The sequence below is a fragment of the Pseudomonas sp. JAI111 genome, assembly GCF_024809425.1.
Classification (GTDB): domain Bacteria; phylum Pseudomonadota; class Gammaproteobacteria; order Pseudomonadales; family Pseudomonadaceae; genus Aquipseudomonas.
The window spans coordinates 204,558-226,094 of sequence record NZ_JANUCB010000005.1; the positions used below are offsets into that span (position 1 = coordinate 204,558).

The 21,537-nt window shown below is 60.4% G+C and carries 19 protein-coding genes; 12 read left to right on the forward strand and 7 right to left on the reverse strand.

Translation table 11 applies throughout. The features are described 5' to 3' along the window. Nucleotides 1-15 precede the first annotated feature (15 nt). The 6 genes from HNR03_RS17665 to HNR03_RS17690 all read left to right on the forward strand — a co-directional run bounded on the left by HNR03_RS17665 (nucleotide 16) and on the right by HNR03_RS17690 (nucleotide 6,539). Nucleotides 16-1,194, forward strand: coding sequence for an MFS transporter (locus HNR03_RS17665; protein WP_259154876.1), 1,179 nt, complete (start codon nucleotides 16-18; stop codon nucleotides 1,192-1,194). A gap of 158 nt (nucleotides 1,195-1,352) precedes the next feature. Then, nucleotides 1,353-2,060 carry an HPP family protein gene (locus HNR03_RS17670; RefSeq protein WP_259154878.1) on the forward strand — a complete coding sequence of 236 codons (708 nt, stop codon included), beginning with the start codon at nucleotides 1,353-1,355 and terminating at the stop codon, nucleotides 2,058-2,060. A 366-nt stretch (nucleotides 2,061-2,426) separates the two neighbouring features. Next, the gene (locus HNR03_RS17675) at nucleotides 2,427-4,049 is read left to right on the forward strand and encodes an acyl-CoA dehydrogenase family protein (protein WP_259154881.1); all 1,623 of its coding nucleotides are present in this window, start codon (nucleotides 2,427-2,429) and stop codon (nucleotides 4,047-4,049) included. Between the two features lie 2 nt (nucleotides 4,050-4,051). After that, nucleotides 4,052-5,284 carry a cytochrome P450 gene (locus tag HNR03_RS17680; protein WP_259154883.1) on the forward strand — a complete coding sequence of 411 codons (1,233 nt, stop codon included), beginning with the start codon at nucleotides 4,052-4,054 and terminating at the stop codon, nucleotides 5,282-5,284. Then, a complete protein-coding gene (locus tag HNR03_RS17685) occupies nucleotides 5,281-5,679 on the forward strand; it encodes a Rid family hydrolase (RefSeq protein WP_222586529.1) in 399 nt (132 codons plus the stop codon). Before HNR03_RS17680 ends, HNR03_RS17685 begins: the two co-directional genes overlap by 4 nt. Then, nucleotides 5,676-6,539 (forward strand): alpha/beta hydrolase, encoded by an 864-nt coding sequence (locus tag HNR03_RS17690; RefSeq protein WP_259154884.1) that lies wholly within the window; start codon nucleotides 5,676-5,678, stop codon nucleotides 6,537-6,539. The genes HNR03_RS17685 and HNR03_RS17690 overlap by 4 nt, the downstream gene beginning before the upstream one ends. Nucleotides 6,540-6,635: 96 nt before the next feature. Here the strand turns inward: HNR03_RS17690 and HNR03_RS17695 are convergent, their stop codons facing one another. Then, nucleotides 6,636-6,998, reverse strand: coding sequence for a DUF6124 family protein (locus tag HNR03_RS17695; RefSeq protein ID WP_259154885.1), 363 nt, complete (start codon nucleotides 6,996-6,998; stop codon nucleotides 6,636-6,638). Between the two features lie 688 nt (nucleotides 6,999-7,686). Here HNR03_RS17695 and HNR03_RS17700 point away from each other — a divergent pair. Then, on the forward strand, nucleotides 7,687-8,793 hold the full coding sequence (locus HNR03_RS17700) for an enoyl-CoA hydratase/isomerase family protein (protein ID WP_259154886.1): 1,107 nt from the start codon (nucleotides 7,687-7,689) through the stop codon (nucleotides 8,791-8,793). A gap of 3 nt (nucleotides 8,794-8,796) precedes the next feature. Further along, nucleotides 8,797-9,948, forward strand: coding sequence for an acyl-CoA dehydrogenase family protein (locus HNR03_RS17705; RefSeq protein ID WP_259154889.1), 1,152 nt, complete (start codon nucleotides 8,797-8,799; stop codon nucleotides 9,946-9,948). A 149-nt stretch (nucleotides 9,949-10,097) separates the two neighbouring features. Here the strand turns inward: HNR03_RS17705 and HNR03_RS17710 are convergent, their stop codons facing one another. The 6 genes from HNR03_RS17710 to HNR03_RS17735 form a co-directional block, all read right to left on the reverse strand. Beyond that, entirely contained in the window at nucleotides 10,098-10,871 is a 774-nt protein-coding gene (locus HNR03_RS17710) for an enoyl-CoA hydratase (RefSeq protein WP_218394809.1), read from the reverse strand. Nucleotides 10,872-10,884: 13 nt separating this feature from the next. Beyond that, a complete protein-coding gene (locus tag HNR03_RS17715) occupies nucleotides 10,885-12,012 on the reverse strand; it encodes an acyl-CoA dehydrogenase (protein WP_259154892.1) in 1,128 nt (375 codons plus the stop codon). Nucleotides 12,013-12,127: 115 nt separating this feature from the next. Beyond that, nucleotides 12,128-13,321, reverse strand: coding sequence for an acetyl-CoA C-acyltransferase (locus tag HNR03_RS17720; protein ID WP_259154893.1), 1,194 nt, complete (start codon nucleotides 13,319-13,321; stop codon nucleotides 12,128-12,130). A 12-nt stretch (nucleotides 13,322-13,333) separates the two neighbouring features. Then, a complete protein-coding gene (locus HNR03_RS17725; protein ID WP_259154896.1) occupies nucleotides 13,334-14,095 on the reverse strand; it encodes an SDR family NAD(P)-dependent oxidoreductase in 762 nt (253 codons plus the stop codon). A 16-nt stretch (nucleotides 14,096-14,111) separates the two neighbouring features. Next, the gene (locus HNR03_RS17730; RefSeq protein WP_259154897.1) at nucleotides 14,112-15,776 is read right to left on the reverse strand and encodes an AMP-binding protein; all 1,665 of its coding nucleotides are present in this window, start codon (nucleotides 15,774-15,776) and stop codon (nucleotides 14,112-14,114) included. Nucleotides 15,777-16,038: 262 nt separating this feature from the next. Then, on the reverse strand, nucleotides 16,039-17,055 hold the full coding sequence (locus tag HNR03_RS17735) for an AraC family transcriptional regulator (RefSeq protein ID WP_259154900.1): 1,017 nt from the start codon (nucleotides 17,053-17,055) through the stop codon (nucleotides 16,039-16,041). Nucleotides 17,056-17,260: 205 nt separating this feature from the next. Here HNR03_RS17735 and efeU point away from each other — a divergent pair, with 205 nt between their 5' ends. Genes efeU through efeO (HNR03_RS17755) form a run of 4 tightly spaced genes read left to right on the forward strand, consistent with a single transcriptional unit; the run spans nucleotide 17,261 to nucleotide 21,473 of the window. Further along, on the forward strand, nucleotides 17,261-18,100 hold the full coding sequence (gene efeU / locus HNR03_RS17740) for an iron uptake transporter permease EfeU (RefSeq protein ID WP_259154901.1): 840 nt from the start codon (nucleotides 17,261-17,263) through the stop codon (nucleotides 18,098-18,100). Between the two features lie 8 nt (nucleotides 18,101-18,108). Beyond that, nucleotides 18,109-19,329 (forward strand): iron uptake system protein EfeO, encoded by a 1,221-nt coding sequence (gene efeO / locus HNR03_RS17745; RefSeq protein WP_259154902.1) that lies wholly within the window; start codon nucleotides 18,109-18,111, stop codon nucleotides 19,327-19,329. Beyond that, complete coding sequence (gene efeB / locus HNR03_RS17750) at nucleotides 19,326-20,624, forward strand: iron uptake transporter deferrochelatase/peroxidase subunit (protein ID WP_259154903.1); 1,299 nt, start codon at nucleotides 19,326-19,328, stop codon at nucleotides 20,622-20,624. Before efeO (HNR03_RS17745) ends, efeB begins: the two co-directional genes overlap by 4 nt. Before the next feature lie 24 nt (nucleotides 20,625-20,648). After that, complete coding sequence (efeO, locus tag HNR03_RS17755; RefSeq protein WP_259154904.1) at nucleotides 20,649-21,473, forward strand: iron uptake system protein EfeO; 825 nt, start codon at nucleotides 20,649-20,651, stop codon at nucleotides 21,471-21,473. Nucleotides 21,474-21,537: the final 64 nt, after the last annotated feature.

Consider the following 21,537-nt stretch of genomic DNA (forward strand, 5'->3'; position numbering starts at 1 on the left):
GACATTTGCCCCACCGTGGTCACTTACTCGCTTGTAATCCGCCGCCTGATGATCGTGTCGCTGACCATCGTCGTCAGCCGCGCCATCACCAGCCCGCTGCTAACGTTGTTCCTGAGCAACAAACTGGGCCTCAACCAACAGGACGTCGGTTTGCTGCTGGGCATCGCGGTGTTCATCGCCACGCTGCTCGCGCTCTACGGCGGCTACATCATCGACCGGCTCGAAAAGCGTCGGCTGCTGATTCTTGCGATGCTCTCCAGCGCCATCGGTTTTGTCCTGCTGACCTTCGCCGAAAACCTCTACCTGACCACGGCCACGCTGGTCATCACCGAAACCGCCTCGGCGCTGTTCCTCATCGGCTCCAAGGCGATCCTCAGCGAAAACCTGCCCATGGGCCAACGCGCCAAGGCCTTTTCGCTGCGCTACACCCTGACCAACATCGGCTACGCCACCGGCCCGATGCTCGGCGTAGTGATTGCCGGTGTGTACCCGATTGCGCCGTTCCTGATCGCCGGCGGCATCGCGTTTTTCAGCATCTTCCTGATGATCGGGATTCCCAAGGACGCCGCCCCGACACCCGCAATCGGCCAACCGCAAAGTTTTCTGAAAACCCTGGTCACCCTGAAGAACGACCGCACGCTCATCATGTTCACCTGCGGTTGCCTGCTCAGCACCGTGGTGCACGGGCGTTTCACCCTGTACCTGTCGCAATACCTGCTGGTGACCCACGATTCCAAGCGAGCCCTGCAAACCATGGCCGCCCTGCTCGCCTGCAATGCCATCAGCGTGATTCTGCTGCAATACCAGATCGGCCGTTTTCTAAAGCGCGAGCAACTGCGCTACTGGATCGCCGGCGGCACCAGCCTGTTCATCGTCGGCCTGATCGGTTTCAGCCTCGCCGACAGCCTGGTGTCGTGGTGCATTGCCATGTTCATCTTCACCCTCGGCGAAATGATCATTTACCCCGCCGAATTCCTCTTCGTCGACACCCTGGCCCCCGAAGAGCTGCGCGGCAGTTATTACGGCGCGCAGAACCTGGCCGCACTGGGCGGCGCCTTGAGCCCGGTGATCTGCGGTTTCCTGCTGATGCACACGCCAGCGCCCACCATGTTCTATGCCCTGAGCGCACTGACCGCGATGGGCGGATTCCTGTGTTTCATGAGCGGACGTCGCGTCGCGATGCAGCAAAAATAATGCACTGAAGCTGCATTAATATGAATTTGTCAGCATCGGCGATCATCGGCACACTGTGCCCCGTTCCTCCCCCAATAGTTGGAACACCTTCAAGGGCTTTCTGGATATCCCAGCTAAGCCTTTTTTTTTCCTGAGATTTTCATTGGATCGTTAGCCCCATGCTCGCTCGCTGGTTACCCGCCGCCGTCAACACCCGCCCTTCCGAATGGAGCCGTGCCGCCATCGGCATGTCCCTGGGCACGCTGTTCAGCGTCTGGCTTTGCAGCCAGGTGTTCGGCATGGAAGTGGCACAGCATTTAATCGGGCCGCTGGGCGCCTCGGCAGTGTTGCTGTTCGCGGTGTCCTCCGGCGCCCTTGCGCAGCCGTGGTCGATTGTTGGCGGTTACTTGAGCGCCGGCGTCGTGGCGCTGCTGGTCGCTCACGTCCTCGGGCGAACCCTGGGCAGCGCGTGTCTGGCGGCCGGCATGGCGCTGATTCTGATGTGCTGGCTACGTTGCCTGCACCCGCCCGCCGGGGCGCTGGCGTTGCTGTTGGTGCTGGCAGACCCGGCGACCATTGCGATGGACTGGAAAGCCCTCGGCCCGGTCATGCTCAGCGCAATGACCATGCTGGCAAGCGCCTTGGCCTACAACAACCTGACGCGCATTCGCTACCCCAAACGTGCCAGCGAACCGGTGGCGATGGTACCTGCCGATCATCCCCCGACCGACAGCCAGGCGATCACCGCCCAGGACCTGAAACTCGCGCTGGCGGACATGGAAGCGTTCTTCGACGTCACCCCCGAAGACCTTGAACAACTGATCCATATCAGTGAGTTGCACGCCAAACGTCGCAGCATTGGTGAAGTGTTGTCGCGCCGCGTGTAGCGCGGAGGGAGCGACCAATGGTCAAGGCATCGCCTTGCCAGTCACCGTTCTGTTGCTACAGTCAAAAACGTACCGCATAGAGTTGTCTGCCTTTCACTACGAAGTCTGGCTCGCCGTAACGTCCAGTAGCGATGACACAGAAGTCTGGCTATGGAGAAACACTCACGGTTGTTGAGTGGCGACGCTGCCTTCGCGCTTTGACAGAACCGCACCTCCCCAGGAAAACACTACGCAATCCGTCGTGACCGCAGCCATTGGCAAACGCGTGGGTCATGGCGAGTCGATTGTGCTGTTGTCTGCCGCGCCGGCCCTCTGGCTCTGGTGGTTTCGAAACCATTTTTTCGAAATCCAAGAGAGGGATCTTCCATGAGCAATCCACTGCTGAACCTGCTGCGAACTCCCGCGTTCGACGCACGAGCCCGCCACAGCCTGACCTTGCTCGACTACATGGAGCTGACCATCAGCCGCATGCGCCAGATCGTGCAGCCCGGGCTGATCACCAATGACATGTGGTTGGGCCAGCCGCGTCAGTCCGATATGCGCCAGATGTGCAATCACATCGCAATCCTGGGCGCGTACGACTACGCGCTGATGTCCTCGACCGTCGACCACATGATTGCCGGCAACGCGTTGTTCGCCCAAGGCGACGCTCTGCAAGTCGCGCGCTGCCGTCAGGAAGTGATCGAGATGAGTCAGGTCTATGCCTTTGGCTGCACGGAAATCCACAGCGGCTCCGACGTTGCCCACCTGCAAACCACCGTCACCTACGATCGCCTCAATACCTGCCTGATCTTGCACACGCCCGCGCCGGACGCCTGCAAATTCTGGATCGGCAACGCGCTGTACGCGGCGCAAGTGGTCATGGTGCTGGCGCGCTTGATCGTCGATGGCAAGGACGAAAACCTGCACTGGTTCCGGGTGCAAATCCGCGAGCAGGAAAACGGTCCGCTGTTAGCCGGGGTCAAGGTCATTGCCTGTGACCCGAAAGGCGGAATCCATGCCAATCAAGTGGCCGGCCTGCGCTTTTGCGACATGCAGTTGCCGCTGGACGCGATGATGCAGCGCCATGCACGGTTCAGCGATGAAGGTCGATTTATCAGCGACGTGCCCAAAGACAAGCGTGTGACCTGCGCCATGGAAACGTTCATTCAGGAGCGCGTGTTACTGCTGGCAGCGGCCCGTGGTGCAGCGGGTCTTTGCACTCATCTGGCGTATCGGTTTGTCGGCCATCGACAGGTGAAAAGCGCTGATGGACGCGAGCCGCTATTGGCCAAACCGCTCATTCGGCAGCGGTTGTACGTCGAGCAGCTGAAGGCCCTCGCCCTGAAACTTCTGGAACAGGCAGTGCTGTCGCGCTTCGAGGCCATGTGGGATCAGCCCGACAAACGCAAGGAGCTGCACATTCTCGCCGCCATCGCCAAGAGCGTCGGCACCTGGGTCGGGCTGGACGTGATGCGCAAGTGCCGCGAGTTGTGTGGTTCCCAGGGTTTTCACCATCACAACCAGATCGTCACGTTGTGCATGGATTGTGAGATCAGCATCACGTTTGCCGGCGACAACAGCGTCATGGCCTACCAAGTGGCCAGGGATGCGGTGAGCCGTCCGCGGTTTGCCTCTGAGCCCACCTACAACGTTGCTCAGCGGGTTGAAAAGACCATTGTCGAGCGCTGCAACAGCCCCGCTGACGTCTCCCATGCCCAGGCGCTGGCGTTGGCCCATGCCCGGGCGCTCGACTTGATCATCAGCGAAGTGCAGCGCACACACGTGATTTCACCGGAGCTGCTGCATGACGTCATCAACGTGTTCGGCGTGTTCCTGAGTGAAGGCGGCGTGAGCGTAAACCACACCGAATTGAACGAACACGCCACTGAAGGCTGGATTTCTCTGCTGGGCGCCTTGCTGCAGCCGCCGCCGGAACTCATCACTGCGCCTATCAATGATCCGGACTACATCCGTCAGTTCACTGCTGCCTTGTACGAGGAGCAATGAACATGGACAGTGAAACGCTACTCAACTTCACCGATCGCAAGACGGTTCAGGATCCTTATTCCGCCTATGCCTGGCTGCGTGAGCATCAACCGGTGTATTGGTGCCCGCACTTCAAGGCCTGGTTCTTGACCCGGTACGACGATGTCTTTGCAGCGCAGGCAGACACCCAACGCTACTCCTCGAACCGCATGCAGCAACTGGTCGATGCCCAGGTGCCCCCCGACAAACGCGCGCAACTGGCGACGTTCGTCAAACTGGCGTCCGAGTGGATGTACTCCAAGGATGGCAAGGCTCACAAGGACTGTCGCCACCTGCTGGGCAAAGCCTTCAACCCTCGCGTCATCGAATCGTTGCGCCAGGACATCGAGCAGATCACCGAGGGCGAACTGGACGCGCTAGAACCCCAGGCAGACTTGATGGACAAGCTGTTCAATCGCGTTCCGGCGCTGATCCTGGCCTACCTCTATGGCATCCCCCGCGAAGACGCGCTGAAACTCAGGCGCTGGACCGATGACATTCTGATCTTTCTGGTCGGCAGCCTGGACCCGGACAAAGGGCCTGAGCAAGCGCTCAAAGGCGTCGAGGAAATGTACGCGTATTTCGCCGACGTCATCGAGCAGCGGCGAAAACACCCCGCAGATGATCTCGTCAGCCGGGTCCTGGAGGCCTGCAAGGGTGGCGATTCGAGTATTGGTCAGGTGCTTGCGCAAATCGTCTTCATTCTGGTCGCGGCCTATACCACCAGCGCTGACCAGTTGTGTATCGGGCTCCTTCATTTGCTTGAGCACCCTGAGCAACATCAGGCCCTCGTGGCCAATCCGGATCGGATCAAAGCAGCCATCGAAGAAATGCTGCGCTTCGACTCCGCCGGCTCCTTCAGCCATCGGGTGCTCAAAGAAGACGTCACGATCGACGGCGTGACAATGAAACAAGGCGACCTGGTCTACCTGATGCGCGGCTCGGCCAATCGCGATCCGGCGAAATTCCCCGACCCCGATCGTTTCGACATTGAGCGCAAACACAACGACCACCTGGCGTTTGGTCGCGGCGAGCATTTCTGCATGGGCACGGCGCTGTTCAGGCTGGAAGCCGAAGTGGTGTTCACCGCGCTGTTCAAGCGCTTTCCCGATCTGCGCCTGATTGCCGACAACCCGGCGATCTGGCGCACGAACAACCTGCAATTTCGTGGACTGAAATCACTGCCCATTGATCTGGGCCAGGGAGTTGAGCAATGAAAATTCAACGGGTTTACTCGCAAGCTATCTGGGAAAAAATGGCTGGATATTGCCGGGCAATCCGTGTCGGCAAACGCATTTTGATGGGCGGCACCGTGGCGTTTGATGACAAGGGCAAGCCATTCAAGCCCGGAAATGCATACAAACAGACCCTGCGTTGCCTGGAAATCATAGAGACCTCCATCAAGCAGCTTGGCGTAGATCGGCGAAGCATCATCGGGATTCGCATTTATACGACAAGCATGAAGTTCTGGCCGGACATCGCGAGGGCGCACAAGAAGTTTTTCAAGGGCCACCCACCGACATTGATGTGTCTGGCGATCAGCGAATTGATCAGCAAAGAATATGTGGTTGAGATGACCACCGAAGCAATCTCCCGCAAGGTGAAATCATGACCGCCAATCAACAGGACTTTGGACCTACCGTAGAAGGCGCCAGAACAGCACTTCGCGATTTGCTCGTCGTCAGCGTTCGCAACCTGTCGATCCAAAGCCACGGCCGCCCCCTGCCACTACGGCTTTACACCCCCGCCGGGACCGGGCCCTTTGCGGTGCTGATGTTTTTCCATGGCGGCGGCTGGGTCACTGGCGACCTGGACACCCACGACGGTTTTTGCCGGGTGATGTGTGAATGGGCAGGTTGCGCCGTGGTGGCGGTCGACTACGCGCGGCCGCCCGAGCATGAGTTCCCTGCGGCGTTGGACGATTGCTGCGCGGCGACGCAGTGGGTTGCCGAACAAGGGCATTCTCTGGGGCTGGATTCTTCGCGGATGGCGGTAGCCGGCGGCGGCTCAGGCGGTGGGCTGGCGGCTGTTATTTGCCAATGGGCTCGAGAGCAAACCCGGCCGCCGATCATATTCCAGCTGTTGCTTTACCCCTTGCTGGACTGTCTGGCTCAAAACCCTTCGCACCGAGAATTTGCCGAAGGCTTCGGGCTGACCGGCAACATGCTTGAGTGGTACATCAATCACTACGTGCCCAATGGCGTCTCGCGCGACGATCCACGCCTTTCTCCCCTGCGCCACCAACACCTGCGTGGCTTGCCGCCTGCGTTGATCATCACCTCTGAACGGGATGTATTGCGCGACGAAGGCCGGGAGTATGTGCGCCGGCTGACGGAGGCCGACGTACCGGTTCAACACAAAGAATATTCGGGCATGCTCCACGGCTTTATCAATTACCCGGCGAACTCTGATGACGCCAAGCAGGCACTGCTGCTTTGCGCTCAGACTCTGCAGAGGCACTTTCGCCAATGAACAATTGATAGGCCCCCGTTACGTTGCGAAGCGGCCCCAAAAAATGGGACCGCTACACAGCTCAACGAGTTACCGGCTCACCAAGCACGGCCGCACCTACTGGGGCAAATCAATTTTATCCAGCATACGATTAGCGGTGATCTCCGCCATCATGATGCTGTTCGAAATCCCCAAAAGCGCGTAACGCGATTCCCCCTCCAGATGATCCACCAACTGATGGACCATCACATCGACCGAGGCCAGCGTCTCGACCAGATAAACCGCCAGGGTTTCGGCCGTGGCGTCAGGGTCTATGGAAAACAGGGTACTGGGTGTGCGCGGGATGGCTTTGATGTCGGCGTTCGACGGGAAGTGGAAGTCGAGGGCTCGCTCGGCGGCTTCGTTGAATTTTTTGGAATCGGTGGATTCGTAGGGGGAAACGTCGTCGGTTTCGGGTGGGTTGGGTGTTGGTTTGAACATAGGTGAAACTCCTCGTGCTACCAAAAAAGGAGCCCTCACCCTCGCTACCAAACGAAAGGTGGTGGCCATACGCAGGTTGGTAGACCGGGCACAAGGAAACCGGCGCATCCGAAGACGCCCTGTGCATGACCACCATAAAAGTCGAGACGAAAAAACGCCTCAATTTATGGTGCTTTGCACCCTTGTGAAAAAACCGGGCTACCAAACCCCATCGCTGTTCTTCAGCGACGGGGAAACGATAAAACCCAGGCCCAAGGCGCACAAGCCGGCGGATTCTGGCGCAGTCGTAGGCAACGACGCAAGGATGTGTAGTCTGAGAGAGTTTCTGGAGATGTCTATTAAACAGAGCCGTTTAATATCCCCTGGCTAAAACAGAAACGTTCTTCGATGTAACGCCGTAAAAACTCAAACAAATGATTAATAACAGTACGTTACACGATAAACCTCGCAACATAGGTGAAATCCCATCCAAAGTTCCTGACGTCACACATCCCTGTGGGGGACGTGCTTGGTGGTGTGCCAGCAATTCCCTTATTGCTGCGCCCCTGCTAATCCTCATCAGGCATGCAAATGTGCAAATTGCACGTGCACATATCCCGGTTGTACAACACAAATTTGCACTGTTACGATCCGGCATCGCTCGCGCGCGAGCTTGTCTATAAAGAACAATAAAAGCAGGGAGTTACTGATGACTGCTCAGGTTTCATCGAAGGGTATTTCGCCCGTGGATGCCACGCAAAACGAAGTGTTGGCCGAGGTTCGCAACCACATCGGTCACTTGACCCTCAACCGCCCTGCCGGCCTCAACGCCCTGACCCTGAACATGGTCCGTCTCCTGCACCGTCAGCTCGATGCCTGGGGTCAGGATCCGCAAGTGCATGCGGTGGTTTTGCGCGGTGCCGGCGAAAAAGCCTTCTGTGCTGGCGGCGATATCCGCTCGCTGTATGACAGCTTCAAAAGCGGCGACACCCTGCACGAAGATTTCTTCGTCGAGGAATACGCCCTCGACCTCGCTATTCATAACTACTGCAAACCGGTACTGGCCCTGATGGACGGATTTGTCCTCGGTGGCGGCATGGGTTTGGTGCAAGGCGCCGATTTGCGGGTGGTCACCGAGAAAAGCCGTCTGGCGATGCCTGAAGTCGGCATCGGTTATTTCCCGGATGTCGGCGGCAGTTACTTCCTGCCGCGCATCCCCGGTGAACTCGGAATCTACCTGGGCGTCAGCGGCGTGCAGATCCGTGCGGCGGATGCGTTGTATTGCGGGCTGGCGGACTGGTTCCTGGAAAGCGAAAAGCTGGCCACGCTCGATGAGCAGCTCGATCAGCTCCAATGGCACGGGACACCGCTCAAGGACCTGCAAGGCTTGCTGGCCGGTCTCGCGGTGCAACAACTGGCCGATGCGCCATTGGAAGCGCTACGCCCGGCCATCGACCATTTCTTCGCCCTGCCCGATGTGCCGAGTATTGTTGAGCAACTGCGTGAAGTCACGGTCGCCGACAGCCATGAGTGGGCCACGACCACCGCCGACCTGCTGCAAAGCCGTTCGCCGCTGGCGATGGCGGTAACACTGGAAATGCTGCGTCGTGGTCGCCACTTGAGTATCGAAGACTGCTTCGCCCTGGAGCTGCACCTGGACCGTCAGTGGTTCGAGCGCGGCGACCTGATCGAGGGCGTGCGCGCCTTGCTGATCGACAAAGACAAGACCCCGCGCTGGAACCCGCCGACCTTGCAGGCGCTGGACGCCGGGCATGTTGCGAGTTTCTTCACAGGCTTTGACCGGACTGGGAGCTGAGCCATGCACGATATCGAATTGAGCGAAGAACAAGTCATGATCCGCGATATGGCCCGGGACTTTGCCCGCGGCGAAATCGCACCCCACGCGCAGGCCTGGGAAAAGGCTGGCTGGATCGATGACGGTCTGGTGGCGAAGATGGGTGAACTGGGCTTGCTGGGCATGGTGGTGCCGGAAGAATGGGGTGGCACCTATGTTGACTACGTCGCCTATGCGCTGGCGGTGGAAGAGATTTCTGCGGGTGACGGCGCCACGGGTGCGCTGATGAGCATCCACAACTCCGTGGGCTGCGGGCCGGTGCTCAACTATGGCACCGACGAACAGAAACAAACGTGGCTACCGGACCTGGCCAGCGGTCAGGCCATCGGCTGCTTCTGCCTGACCGAGCCGCAAGCCGGTTCCGAAGCCCACAACCTGCGCACCCGCGCCGAACTGCGCGATGGCCAATGGGTAATCAACGGCGCCAAGCAATTCGTCAGCAACGGCAAACGGGCGAAGCTGGCGATTGTCTTTGCAGTGACCGATCCGGACCTGGGCAAGCGCGGTATCTCGGCGTTCCTTGTGCCGACCGACACCGCCGGTTTTATCGTTGATCGCACCGAACACAAGATGGGCATTCGCGCCTCCGACACCTGCGCGGTGACGCTGAACAACTGCACGATTCCCGAGGCGAATCTGCTGGGTGAGCGTGGCAAAGGTCTGGCCATTGCCCTGTCCAACCTCGAAGGCGGCCGCATCGGCATCGCGGCGCAGGCATTGGGCATCGCACGTGCGGCGTTCGAAGCGGCGTTGGCCTATTCCCGTGATCGGGTGCAGTTCGACAAACCGATCATCGAGCATCAGAGCATCGCCAACATGCTGGCCGACATGCACACCCGTCTCAACGCGGCGCGCTTGTTGATCCTGCACGCAGCGCGGTTGCGCAGCGCTGGCAAGCCATGTCTGTCGGAAGCGTCACAGGCCAAGCTGTTTGCATCGGAGATGGCCGAGAAGGTCTGTTCTTCGGCGATGCAGATTCATGGTGGGTATGGGTATCTGGAGGATTACCCGGTGGAGCGTTACTACCGGGATGCGCGGATCACGCAGATTTACGAGGGGTCGAGCGAGATACAGCGGATGGTGATTGCCCGGGAACTGAAGAACTACCAGATGTGACCTTGATCGTTCCCACGCCGAGACGCTGATCGTTCCCACGCTCCGCGTGGGAATGCCGCCGGGGACGCTCTGCGTCCCTTTGCAAGCGTGACGCAGAGCGTCACAGGATGCATTCCCACGCGGAGCGTGGGAACGATCGGTGCGTGGGGTTACTTACCCTGAAACTCAGCTTCACGCTTGGCAATAAACGCCGCCATCCCTTCCTTCTGATCCTGCGTCGCAAACGCCGCATGGAACACCCGGCGCTCGAAGCGCACGCCTTCGGACAGGCTCACTTCAAAGGCGCGGTTGACGCTTTCCTTGACCATCATCGCAATCGGCAATGACTTCTTGGCAATCAACGCCGCGACTTTCAGCGCTTCTTCCAGCAACTCATCCGCTGGAACGATCCGCGCGACAATCCCGCAACGCTCCGCTTCCACTGCGTCGATCAAGCGCCCGCTCAGGCACATTTCCATGGCCTTGGCCTTGCCCACGGCGCGGGTCAGGCGCTGGGTGCCGCCCATGCCCGGCAGCACGCCGAGGTTGATTTCCGGTTGACCGAATTTTGCATTGTCACCGGCCAGGATGAAGTCGCACATCAGCGCCAGCTCACAACCACCGCCCAAGGCAAAACCGTTGACCGCCGCGATGATCGGCTTGCGACGGTTGGCCACGCGATCGCTGTCGCTGAACAGGTCGTCGAGGTAGATCTGCGGGTAGGTCAGCTCGGCCATTTCCTTGATGTCGGCACCGGCGGCGAAGGCTTTTTTCGAGCCGGTCAGCACGATGCAACCGATGTTCGAATCGGCTTCCAGGCCATCAAGGGCGTGGTTCAGCTCGCTGACGATCTGCGCGTTCAACGCGTTCAGCGCTTGCGGACGGTTGAGGGTAATCAGGCCGACACGGCCGTGGGTTTCCAACAAAATAGTTTCGTAGTTCACAGGGGACTCCTTCTCAAAGATTGCGCGAAATAACCATGCGTTGAATATCGCTGGTGCCTTCATAGATCTGGCAAACCCGAACGTCGCGGTAGATGCGCTCCAGCGGGAAGTCGTTCAGGTAACCGTAACCGCCGAGGGTTTGCAACGCCGAGGAACAGACCTTCTCGGCCATTTCCGAGGCGAACAGCTTGGCCATGGACGCTTCGACCAGGGCCGGTTTGCCGCTGTCTCTCAATGCCGCCGCGTAATGCACCATCTGCCGGGCGACGGCAATCTGGGTGGCCATGTCGGCCATGCGGAACGCTACGGCTTGATGTTCGATGATCGGCTTGCCGAAGCTCTCGCGCTCACGCGCATAGTCACGGGCCGCTTCGAATGCCGCACGGGCCATGCCCACCGATTGCGAAGCGATGCCGACACGGCCGCCTTCCAGGTTGGCCAGGGCGATCCGGTAACCTTCGCCCTCCTCACCCAGTCGATTGGCGACCGGCACCTTTACGTCTTCAAAGAGAATCTGGCAGGTATCGGAGGCGTGCTGACCGAGCTTGTCTTCGACCCGGGCGACTTTGTAGCCCGGCGAATCGGTCGGCACGATCAACGCTGTGATGCCACGCTTGCCAGCGCTCGGGTCGGTCACCGCGAATACAATCACCACCCCGGCGTTCTGCCCGGAAGTAATGAACTGCTTGCAACCGTTGAGCACGTAGTGGTCGCCTTCCAGGCGCGCGCGGGTTTTCAGGCCGCTGGCGTCGGAACCGGCCTGGGGTTCAGTCAGGGCAAAGGCCCCGAGCATCGCGCCGCTGGCCAGTGGCTTGAGGAAGCGTTCTTTCTGCTCATCGTTGCCATACTTGAGGATTGGCACGCAACCCACCGAGTTGTGCACGCTCATGATGGTCGAGCACGCGCCATCGCCGGCAGCGATTTCTTCCAGGGCCATGGCGTAGGCCAGGTAGCCGGTATCACAACCGCCCCACTCTTCCGGCACCAACATGCCGAAAAAGCCCAGTTCAGCCATCTCGCCGATGGCTTCCTTGGGGAAGCGGTGTTCGCGGTCCCACTCGGCGGCGAACGGTTTCAGCCGTTCCTGGGCGAATTGCCGGGCCGCGTCGCTGATCTGAAGTTGTTCGTCATTGGGAATCATGGTGAATCCTTAAAATCCGGGGTACGACACAGAACTCTGTGGGAGCCAGCCTGCTGGCGATGGCGTCGTATCAGTCAATCGCCAGCAGGCTGGCTCCCACAGGGGTGAGGTTGGCCTAGTACAGGCATTCCACCGCCATGGCCGTGGCTTCACCGCCGCCGATGCAAATAGCGGCGACTCCGCGTTTCAGGCCTTTCTGGCGCAGTGCCGAGAGCAAGGTCACGAGGATCCGCGCACCAGACGCGCCAATCGGGTGGCCCAAGGCGCACGCGCCGCCGTGAACGTTGATCTTCTCGTGGGGGATTTCCAGTTTGGTCATGGTCACCAGGCTGACGACGGCGAAGGCCTCGTTGACTTCCACCAGATCGACTTCATCCAGCGACCAACCGGTTTTCTTCATCAACTTCTTGATCGCACCGACCGGGGCCACCGGGAACAGGCCCGGGGTGTCGGCGAACGCAGCGTGGCCGTGAATCACCGCCAACGGTTTAAGGCCTTGTTTCTCTGCCTCGGAACGGCGCATCAGCACCAGCGCCGCCGCACCGTCGGAGATCGAACTGGAGTTGGCCGCCGTCACCGTGCCGCCCTCGCGGAACGCTGGTTTCAGCGATGCGATCTTGTCCAGCTTGGCCTTCGGTGGCTGTTCGTCGTTGCTGATCAGCACCTGCTCTTTGCCGACCGTCACCGTCAACGGCACGATTTCGTCCTTGAAGCTGCCGTCCTTGATCGCCTGCTGCGCGCGGGTGGTCGAGGCAATGGCAAACGCGTCCTGAGCCTCACGGGTAAACCCGTTGGTTTCAGCGCAATCCTCGGCGAAAGTGCCCATCAGGCGGCCCTTGTCGTAGGCGTCTTCCAGGCCGTCGAGGAACATATGATCGAGCACGCGGCCATGGCCCATGCGGTAACCGCTGCGGGCGCGATCCAGCAGATAAGGTGCGTTGGACATGCTTTCCATGCCCCCCGCGACGACCACGTCGGCGCTACCGGCCACCAGCATGTCGTGGGCCAGAATCGCCGCCTCCATGCCCGAACCGCACATCTTGTTCAGGGTGGTGCAGCGGGTCGATTTATCCAGCCCGGCGCCCAACGCAGCCTGACGCGCCGGAGCCTGGCCGAGGCCGGCGGACAGCACGCAGCCAAACAGCACTTCTTCGACGGACTCCGGCGCGATACCGGCCCGTTCAACGGCGGCACGAATCGCGGCAGCGCCCAGTTGCGGCGCGATCAGGCTTTTCAGTTCGCCCTGGAAGCCACCCATCGGGGTGCGGACGGCACTGACGATAACGATTGGATCGTTGGCAATAGTCATGACAAATCCTCCTTATTTGGCGGCCATGCGCAAGGCACCGTCGAGACGGATCACCTCGCCATTGAGCATGCTGTTTTCAATGATATGCCTGACCAGCGCGGCATACTCGCCCGGTTTGCCCAGGCGCGGCGGAAAAGGTACGCCAGCGGCCAGGGACGCGCGGACTTCCGGGGTCATGCCGGCCATCATCGGGGTTTCGAAAATCCCCGGGGCGATGGTCATTACACGAATGCCGAAGCGCGCCAGTTCACGGGCGGCGGGCAAGGTCAGGCTGACGATTGCGCCTTTGGACGCGGCGTAGGCGGCCTGGCCGATCTGGCCGTCGTAGGCGGCGGCCGAGGCGGTGTTGATGATCACGCCACGCTCGCCGTCGGCATCCGGTTCGGTTTCGGCGATGGCCGCCGACGCCAGACGCAGCATGTTGAAGCTGCCGATCAGGTTGACGTTGATCACCTGGCTGAAACTGGCCAGCGCGTGCGGGCCGTTCTTGCCGAGGATCTTCTCGCCGCGCACGATGCCGGCGCAGTTGACCAGGCCATTGAGGCCACCAAAAGCCTTGACCGTCGCCTGCACCGCTGCTTCCGCCGCCGCTTCGTCACTGATGTCGGCCACCACGCTTTGGGCGCCGAGGCGCTGGGCCTGGGCCGCAACGGCTTCGGCGTTCATGTCCACCAGCATCACCTTGGCACCGGCCGCGACCAGCATTTCAGCGGTCGCCGCACCGAGACCCGATGCACCGCCGGTCACGAGAAAAACCTTGTTTTCGATCTGCATCATTATTTCCTTCGATTCAAGCAGAAGCTTTGTGAGCCGCGGCCTCTTGAGCCTTGGCGATTTCCTGGTTGCGCAAGATAAAGCGCTGCAATTTGCCGCTTGGGGTTTTCGGCAATTCGCTGACAAATTCGATTTCACGCGGGTATGAATGCGCGGCCAGACGTTTGCGCACGTGCTGGCGCAGTTCTTCTGCCAGCTCCGGCGTCGGGCGGTAATGCTCGCAAATCACCACGAAGGCTTTCACCAGTTCGGTGCGCTCCGGGTCGGGTTTGCCGACGACAGCGGCTTCGGTCACGGCCGGGTGTTCGATCAACGCACTTTCCACGTCGAACGGGCCGACGCGGTAGCCGGAGGTGGTGATCACGTCATCGCTACGGCCGACAAAACTGATGCTGCCGTCCGGGTTCCACTCGACGGTGTCGCCGCTCAGGTAATAGTTGCCGACGAAGGCCTTGGTCGGCGCGCCTTCGTAACCGTTGAACCAGCACATCGGCGATTGGCTGCGGTCGATGGCCAGGATGCCGGGCTGGCCGACGCCCAGTTCCTTGTATTCATCGTCGAGCACCACGATGCGGTGGCCCGGCGAGGCAAAACCGGCGGCGCCCATGTGGATCGGGTGTTCCAGGCCATGGTGATTGCACAGGACCATGCCCAGTTCGGTCTGGCCGTAATGGTCGTGAATGACCACGCCGAGGTTGTCGGCAAACCAGCGGATCACTTCCGGGTTCAGCGGCTCGCCGGCGCTGCTGACGATGCGCAGCTTGCCCTTGATCGACTTGGCAAAATCATCGCCACCAGCGATCAGCAGGCGATAGGCGGTCGGTGAACCGGTGAGGTTGGTAATTCCGTATTTGTTGATGACCCGGCAGGTGCTTTCGACGGTGAACGGGCCATCGTAAAAGGTGATCGGATGCCCTATCGACATCGGCCCGGTGACGCCGAAATAGATGCCATAGGCCCAACCTGGATCGGCCAGGTTCCAGAACGCGTCTTCCGGGCGCAAATCCACGGCGTCGCAGGTGTAGCCCTTGAAGGCGACGATGGCCTTGAGTGGCACGTACAGGGCTTTCGACGGGCCGGTGGTGCCCGAGGTGAACATCAGCAGGAACGGGTCTTCGCCGGTCAACAACACCGGTTCACACTTGGCGGAATAATTGGCCAGTTCGGCCCAGAAGCTGTAGTCGCCACAGACGATGCCTTGGCCTTTCGGTCCGCCGACGGTAACGATGCTCGGGCAGTCGGCGACATCAGCGAGTTTCGGTCGATTGACCGCGTCAGTCACCACCACTTTGGCGCCGGAGTTGCTCAAGCGGTGCTCGATGGCTTTCGGGCCGAACGCGGTGAACAGTGGCTGATAGACTGCACCGATGCGCCAGGCGGCGAACACGGTGATCAACAATTCGATATTGCGTGGCAGGAGGCCGGCGACCTTGTCGCCTTTCTTCACGCCCTGGGCCAGGAGGAAGTTGGCAAAACGTGCCGCTTTGTCCTGCAAGTCGCTGAAGGTATACGTCGCGCTGGAGCCGTCACGGCCTTCCCAGAACAGCGCAATGCGCCCCGGCAATGCATGCCGGTCGCAACACTCGACACAGGCGTTGAGGGCCTGCAGATTGCCGGCCAGAGAAGTGTCGACGGTGTGCTGATAGTTGAACTGTGAAGAGGCAGACAAGTAATCGCGCATTGCCAGAATCCCGCTGTTTTTTTATTGGGTTGGGGGAACCGTAAGTAACAGGGAAATACTCGCTCTGGGCGGGGAAAGGGACAATGGTCAAAGCTATCAAGTTGTCTGACTGGTTTGGCCAAAATTTGAATAGTGTGGCGCCTATGAAGATCGTTCCCACGCTCTGCGTGGGAATGCCTCAACGGACGCTCCGCGTTCGGTTTTTTGGGACGCGGAGCGTCCCTGGCTGCATTCCCACGCAGAGCGTGGGAACGACCGGTGTCTAGCTCGCTTCGTTAAGAATCAAGCTCCGGTAATGCCCCGGATTGGACCCCGACCACTTGCGAAACGCCTTGTAGAACGAGCTGGCATCGGCGAACCCCAGGCGCGCGGCGATTTCGGCGAAGCTGATCTGCGGCTCGGCCAGCCAGACGATGGCCAATTCCTTGCGCACGCTGTCCTTGAGCCCTTGATACGTCTGCCCTTCTTCCGCCAGCCGCCGGCGCAGGGTCGAAGCCGACATGCACAGTTGTTGCGCCAGCGGTTCGGTCTCCGGCCACAGTTCAGCGGGCAACTGGCGCAAATCGTGTTTGATCCGGCTGGCCAGGCTCTGCGGATCACGGTATTTGACCAGGATATTGGCCGGCGCATGGGCCAGGAAACGCTTGAGTTCCTCAGCGCTGCGCTTGATCGGCAGGTCCAGGCACTCGGCCGAGAAAATCATCCGCGTGCGCGGTCGATCAAAGCGCAGGTTCTCGGAGAACATCACCTGATAGTCATCGCAGAAATCCGGCTCCGCGCAGCGCAGTTCGATGGCCAGAATCGGTATCCGCCGTCCCGCCAGCCAACAAGCGACGCCGTGCACGATCATCCAGTAGGTGAAATAGGTGAAAGCACGGCGCGGCTCCTGGTCATCTTCGAGCAGCACGATCTCGGCCAGGCTTTGCTGACGCACCAGTTGCGCGGGCATGTTCTCGAGCATCAACGACAGGAAATTCAGGCCCGTGGTCAGCCCGGCGGCCAGGCTCGGCTGAACCATCGAACTGCGGCACAGAAACGCCAGGCTGCCGGACTTGAGCTTGCGCGGGTCCATGCCAAAGAACTCATCGTCGCCACGCCGGGCCAGCAGACGCCACAAGCGTGCATAGGCGGTGGCCGGGACGCGGGCGTCGTTGGAATGCAGCAGCGCCGGCTCGATGCCGACCTTGTTCAACACCTCATCGGTGGCAGCGCCCGGAGCACAGCTTTGCAGAAGCGCTTCGCGCACCAGTTGAATGGAGATGGTGTCTTTTTCCGACATTGAGCGAGGTGTGCCTTGTTCTTGTTGGGTGCCGGCATCTTAGCCGTAGAACCCTGTGGGAGCGAGCAGGCTCGCTCCCACAGGGTTAAGTGTGATGTTTAAGGTTGTTCAGCTTAGGTTCAGGTAAATGGCAATCAGTGCTATTTGGGAATGAGTGTCATTATGTTACAAATTAGCACCCTATCTAGTTTCGTGACGGTGCTGAATGCTTGTCCCCTTTCTGATCATGCTGCGCGAAGGCATTGAAGCCGCGTTGATCGTTGGCATCATCGCCAGCTACCTGCAACAGACCGGCCGCGGTCAGTGGATGCCGGCCGTGTGGATTGGCGTGTTCCTCGCCGTTGCGCTGGCATTGCTGGTGGGCGGCGGGCTGGAACTGGTCAGTGCCGAATTTCCGCAGAAACAGCAGGAGCTGTTTGAAGGCGTGGTCGGCCTGATCGCCGTTGGCATCCTCAGTTCGATGGTGTTCTGGATGCGCAAAGTGGCGCGTTCGATCAAGCATTCGCTGCACGTGTCCCTCGATCACGCGTTGACCGGTTCCAGGCACCAGGTCACGGCGTTGATCGCCATGGTGTTTTTCGCTGTGGCCAGGGAAGGCCTGGAAACGGTGTTCTTCCTGCTGGCGGTGTTCCAGCAAAGCGAAGGCCCGGCGGCACCGATTGGCGCCCTGCTCGGCCTGATCCTGGCGATCATCGTCGGTTTCCTGATCTACACCGGCAGCATGCGCCTGAACCTCAGTGCGTTCTTCCGCTGGACCGGGCTGTTCATCCTCGTCGTGGCGGCCGGGATTCTCGCCAACTCGGTGCAAGCACTGCACGAAGCCGGGGTCTGGAATCACCTGCAAACGGTGCTGTTCGACTTCAGTGCAACGCTGCCGATGGACGGCCCATTGGGCTCGGTGCTGGCCGGGATGTTCGGTTATCAGGATGCGCCGACCATCAGCACCCTCGGGGCTTATCTGATCTATCTGCTGGTGGCGCTGGTGATGTTTTTTCTCCCCGCGCCGACGCCCGCCAAACACCCGTCTTCCGTTTCCAGTCTGTAAGGGCACCCATGCCAAATCAAACCTCTCCCCAGGCCTCCCCACCCCGCGCCTTGCACTGGGCGGTGGCCGGTTCGGTGATCGTGATGATCGCCGCCGGTGGCCTGTTCTACTACGCCTCGCAACGGGCCGCAGCCAAGCGTCAGACCCAGCATGACGAAGTGGTCGTGACCATCCACCCGCACAGTTGCGAGCCGAATGCACTGACGGTGCCGGCCGGTCGCGCCAGTTTCCGCATCGTCAACCGCTCGGACCGTGCGGTGGAATGGGAAATCCTCGACGGCGTGCTGGTACTCGAAGAACGGGAAAACATTGCACCCGGCTTGAGCCAGGTGATCAACGCCAACCTGTTGCCCGGCGATTACGCGATTACCTGCGGCCTGCTGAGCAATCCGCGCGGCACCTTGCACGTCACCCCAACGGCCGCGTCAGAAGCTGCCGCCCAGGCCAAACCGTCGATGGTTGCGTTCATCGGGCCATTGTCGGAGTTTCGTGTGTACCTGAGCAGCCAAAGCACGGCGCTGATCAAAGCCGTCGGTGCGCTCGAGCAGGCCATCGCCGCCGGCGACCTGACCCAGGCTCAGGCGCTGTATGCACCGGCCCGCGCCGCTTATCAACGGATCGCGCCGGCCGCCCAGCGTCTGGCCGAACTGGACAACGCGATCAACGCCCGCGCCGATTACTTCGAAAAACGCGAGCAGGACCCCGCCTTCGCGGGCTTCCACCGCATCGAGTACGCGCTGTTCCAGCAACGCACGCTCGTTGATCTGGCGCCGGTAGCCCAGCGGCTGAGCCGCGATGTCACCACGCTCAAGCAGCAATTGCTCGCCCAGTCGCTGCCACCGGAGCAACTGGTGAGCATCGTCGTGCGCAATCTCAACAGCCTCGCCGAAGTGCGCGCCAGCAGCGGTGAAGAAGAACGCTACAGCCACACCGACCTGAACGGTTTCGCGGCCAACCTCGATGCGACGCGCAAAGTCGTCGACCTGTTGCGCCCGCTGCTGAACAAGTCCGCCGTCGAATTGCTGCAGAAGGTCGACAGCGCGATCACCGCCCTCGACGCCGACCTCAACGGTTTCAAGCTCAAGGACGGCTACGCGAGCTACGACACCGTCAGTGCCGAGCAGCGCAAACAGATCGCCGACAAGGCCAGGACACTGGCCAACGCACTCGATGGCATCGATCCCGCCCTTGGCCTTTCCGGCCTGTCCGCAGAAGACTCAAACCGATGAACGACTCAGAACACTTCAATCTCCAGCGCCGTCGCGTGCTGATGGGCATGGGCGCTGCCGGTGTTGCCCTGGCCGGCACGGCACTCAGTTGCCCGGCGATGGCCGCAATCCCCGCGCAAGTGACCGAAGCACCGAGCAGCGACAAGACCGAAGACCGCCATGCCTTCCACGGCCGGCATCAAACCGGCATCGTCACGCCGCGTCCGGCGTCCGGCATGCTGGTGTCGTTTGATGTGCTGGCCAGTGACCGCCAGGATCTGGAGCGGCTGTTCCGCACCCTCAACGAGCGCATCGCGTTCCTGATGAAGGGTGGCCCGGTGACTCAGGTGGACCCGAAACTACCGCCCGTGGATTCAGGGATTCTGGGCCCGGTGGTGACACCCGACAACCTGACCATCACCGTCTCGGTTGGCGAGTCGCTGTTCGATGAGCGCTTCGGTCTGGCCGAGGTCAAGCCCAAGCGGCTGATCCGCATGGTCGGTTTTCCCAACGATGCGCTGGAAGCCGATTGCTGCCACGGCGACCTGAGTTTGCAGTTCTGCGCCAACACCACCGACACCAACATCCACGCCTTGCGCGACATCGTGAAAAACCTGCCGGACCTGCTGCTGGTGCGCTGGAAACAGGAAGGCAGCGTGCCGCCACAAGCTCCGGCGAAACCCGGTGTGCCGGCGCAGAGCGCACGCAACTTCCTGGGCTTTCGCGATGGCTCGGCCAATCCCAACTCCAACGACGCCAAGGCCATGGACCGCATCGTCTGGGTCCAGCCGGGCAGCGACGAACCTGCCTGGGCGGCGAATGGCAGTTATCAGGCGGTGCGGATCATCCGCAACTTCGTCGAGCGCTGGGACCGCACTCCGTTGCAGGAACAGGAAAGCATTCTCGGTCGGGTCAAAAGTTCCGGCGCGCCAATGGGCGGTGCTCATGAAACCGAGGTCCCGGACTATGCCAAGGACCCGCAAGGCAAGCTGACCAAGCTCGATGCGCACATCCGCCTGGCCAACCCGCGCACCGCCGCGAGCCAGGCCAACCTGATCCTGCGCCGACCGTTCAACTACTCCAACGGGGTGAACAAGAACGGTCAGCTCGACATGGGCTTGTTGTTCATCTGCTACCAGGCCGATCTGCAAAAAGGCTTCATCACCGTGCAAACCCGACTCAACGGCGAGCCGCTCGAGGAATACCTCAAACCCGTTGGCGGCGGCTACTTCTTCACCCTGCCGGGTGTGACCGGCGATCAGGACTTCATCGGTCGCTCACTGCTTGACGCCGCTTCTGCAAAAACAACCGCATAAATACTCCCCACACGGAACCGTCCCATGAAAAAGTCACCACTCGCGTTATTGCTGACCCTAGGCTTGCTCAACACTCCGCTTTCGGCTTTCGCAGCGACGGCGCCGATGGATCTGGTCGGGCCGGTTTCGGACTACAAGATCTACGTCACCGAGCAACTGGTCGAACTGGCCAGCCACACTAGGCAGTTCACCGAGGCGGTGAAAAAAGGCGACCTGGCCACTGCGCAAAAGTTGTACGCCCCGACCCGTGTTTACTACGAGTCGATTGAGCCAATTGCCGAGTTGTTCAGTGACCTCGACGCCTCCATCGACTCCCGTGTCGACGACCACGAAAAAGGTGTGAAGGCAGAAGACTTCACCGGTTTCCACCGCATTGAATATTCGTTGTTTTCCGAGAAGAGCACCCAAGGCCTGGGCGAGCTCGCCGATGGCCTGGACAAAGATGTGAAAGATCTGCAAACCCGCGTGGCCGGCCTGACCTTCCCGCCTGAGAAAGTCGTCGGCGGCGCGGCGGCGTTGCTAGAGGAAGTGGCCGCCACCAAGATCTCCGGCGAAGAAGATCGCTATAGCCACACTGACCTGTATGACTTCCAGGGCAACATCGACGGCGCGAAAAAAATCGTCGACCTGTTCCGTCCGCAGATCGAGAAACAGGACGCAGCGTTTATCGCCAAAGTCGACAAGAACTTCGCCAGCGTGAACAAGGTGCTGGCCAAGTACAAAACCACGGACGGTGGTTTTGAGACCTACGACAAAGTCAAAGATAACGACCGCAAGGCGCTGGTCGGGCCGGTGAATACGCTGGCTGAGGATTTGTCGACGTTGCGTGGGAAGCTTGGCTTGAACTGAAGCTTTTCCGGCGTCTATGCGGGCCTCATCGCGGGCAAGCCCGCTCCCACAGGATATGGGTGTG

Excerpts from the sequence above, each read along its gene's own strand:
- HNR03_RS17670 (WP_259154878.1), top strand. The coding sequence starts at position 1,353 with ATGCTCGCTCGCTGGTTACCCGCCGCCGTCAACACCCGCCCTTCCGAA.
- HNR03_RS17675 (WP_259154881.1), top strand. The coding sequence starts at position 2,427 with ATGAGCAATCCACTGCTGAACCTGCTGCGAACTCCCGCGTTCGACGCA.
- HNR03_RS17680 (WP_259154883.1), top strand. The coding sequence starts at position 4,052 with ATGGACAGTGAAACGCTACTCAACTTCACCGATCGCAAGACGGTTCAG.
- HNR03_RS17685 (WP_222586529.1), top strand. The coding sequence starts at position 5,281 with ATGAAAATTCAACGGGTTTACTCGCAAGCTATCTGGGAAAAAATGGCT.
- HNR03_RS17690 (WP_259154884.1), top strand. The coding sequence starts at position 5,676 with ATGACCGCCAATCAACAGGACTTTGGACCTACCGTAGAAGGCGCCAGA.
- HNR03_RS17695 (WP_259154885.1), bottom strand. The coding sequence starts at position 6,998 with ATGTTCAAACCAACACCCAACCCACCCGAAACCGACGACGTTTCCCCC.
- HNR03_RS17700 (WP_259154886.1), top strand. The coding sequence starts at position 7,687 with ATGACTGCTCAGGTTTCATCGAAGGGTATTTCGCCCGTGGATGCCACG.
- HNR03_RS17705 (WP_259154889.1), top strand. The coding sequence starts at position 8,797 with ATGCACGATATCGAATTGAGCGAAGAACAAGTCATGATCCGCGATATG.
- HNR03_RS17715 (WP_259154892.1), bottom strand. The coding sequence starts at position 12,012 with ATGATTCCCAATGACGAACAACTTCAGATCAGCGACGCGGCCCGGCAA.
- HNR03_RS17720 (WP_259154893.1), bottom strand. The coding sequence starts at position 13,321 with ATGACTATTGCCAACGATCCAATCGTTATCGTCAGTGCCGTCCGCACC.
- HNR03_RS17725 (WP_259154896.1), bottom strand. The coding sequence starts at position 14,095 with ATGCAGATCGAAAACAAGGTTTTTCTCGTGACCGGCGGTGCATCGGGT.
- HNR03_RS17730 (WP_259154897.1), bottom strand. The coding sequence starts at position 15,776 with ATGCGCGATTACTTGTCTGCCTCTTCACAGTTCAACTATCAGCACACC.
- HNR03_RS17735 (WP_259154900.1), bottom strand. The coding sequence starts at position 17,055 with ATGTCGGAAAAAGACACCATCTCCATTCAACTGGTGCGCGAAGCGCTT.
- efeU (WP_259154901.1), top strand. The coding sequence starts at position 17,261 with ATGCTTGTCCCCTTTCTGATCATGCTGCGCGAAGGCATTGAAGCCGCG.
- efeO (WP_259154902.1), top strand. The coding sequence starts at position 18,109 with ATGCCAAATCAAACCTCTCCCCAGGCCTCCCCACCCCGCGCCTTGCAC.
- efeB (WP_259154903.1), top strand. The coding sequence starts at position 19,326 with ATGAACGACTCAGAACACTTCAATCTCCAGCGCCGTCGCGTGCTGATG.
- efeO (WP_259154904.1), top strand. The coding sequence starts at position 20,649 with ATGAAAAAGTCACCACTCGCGTTATTGCTGACCCTAGGCTTGCTCAAC.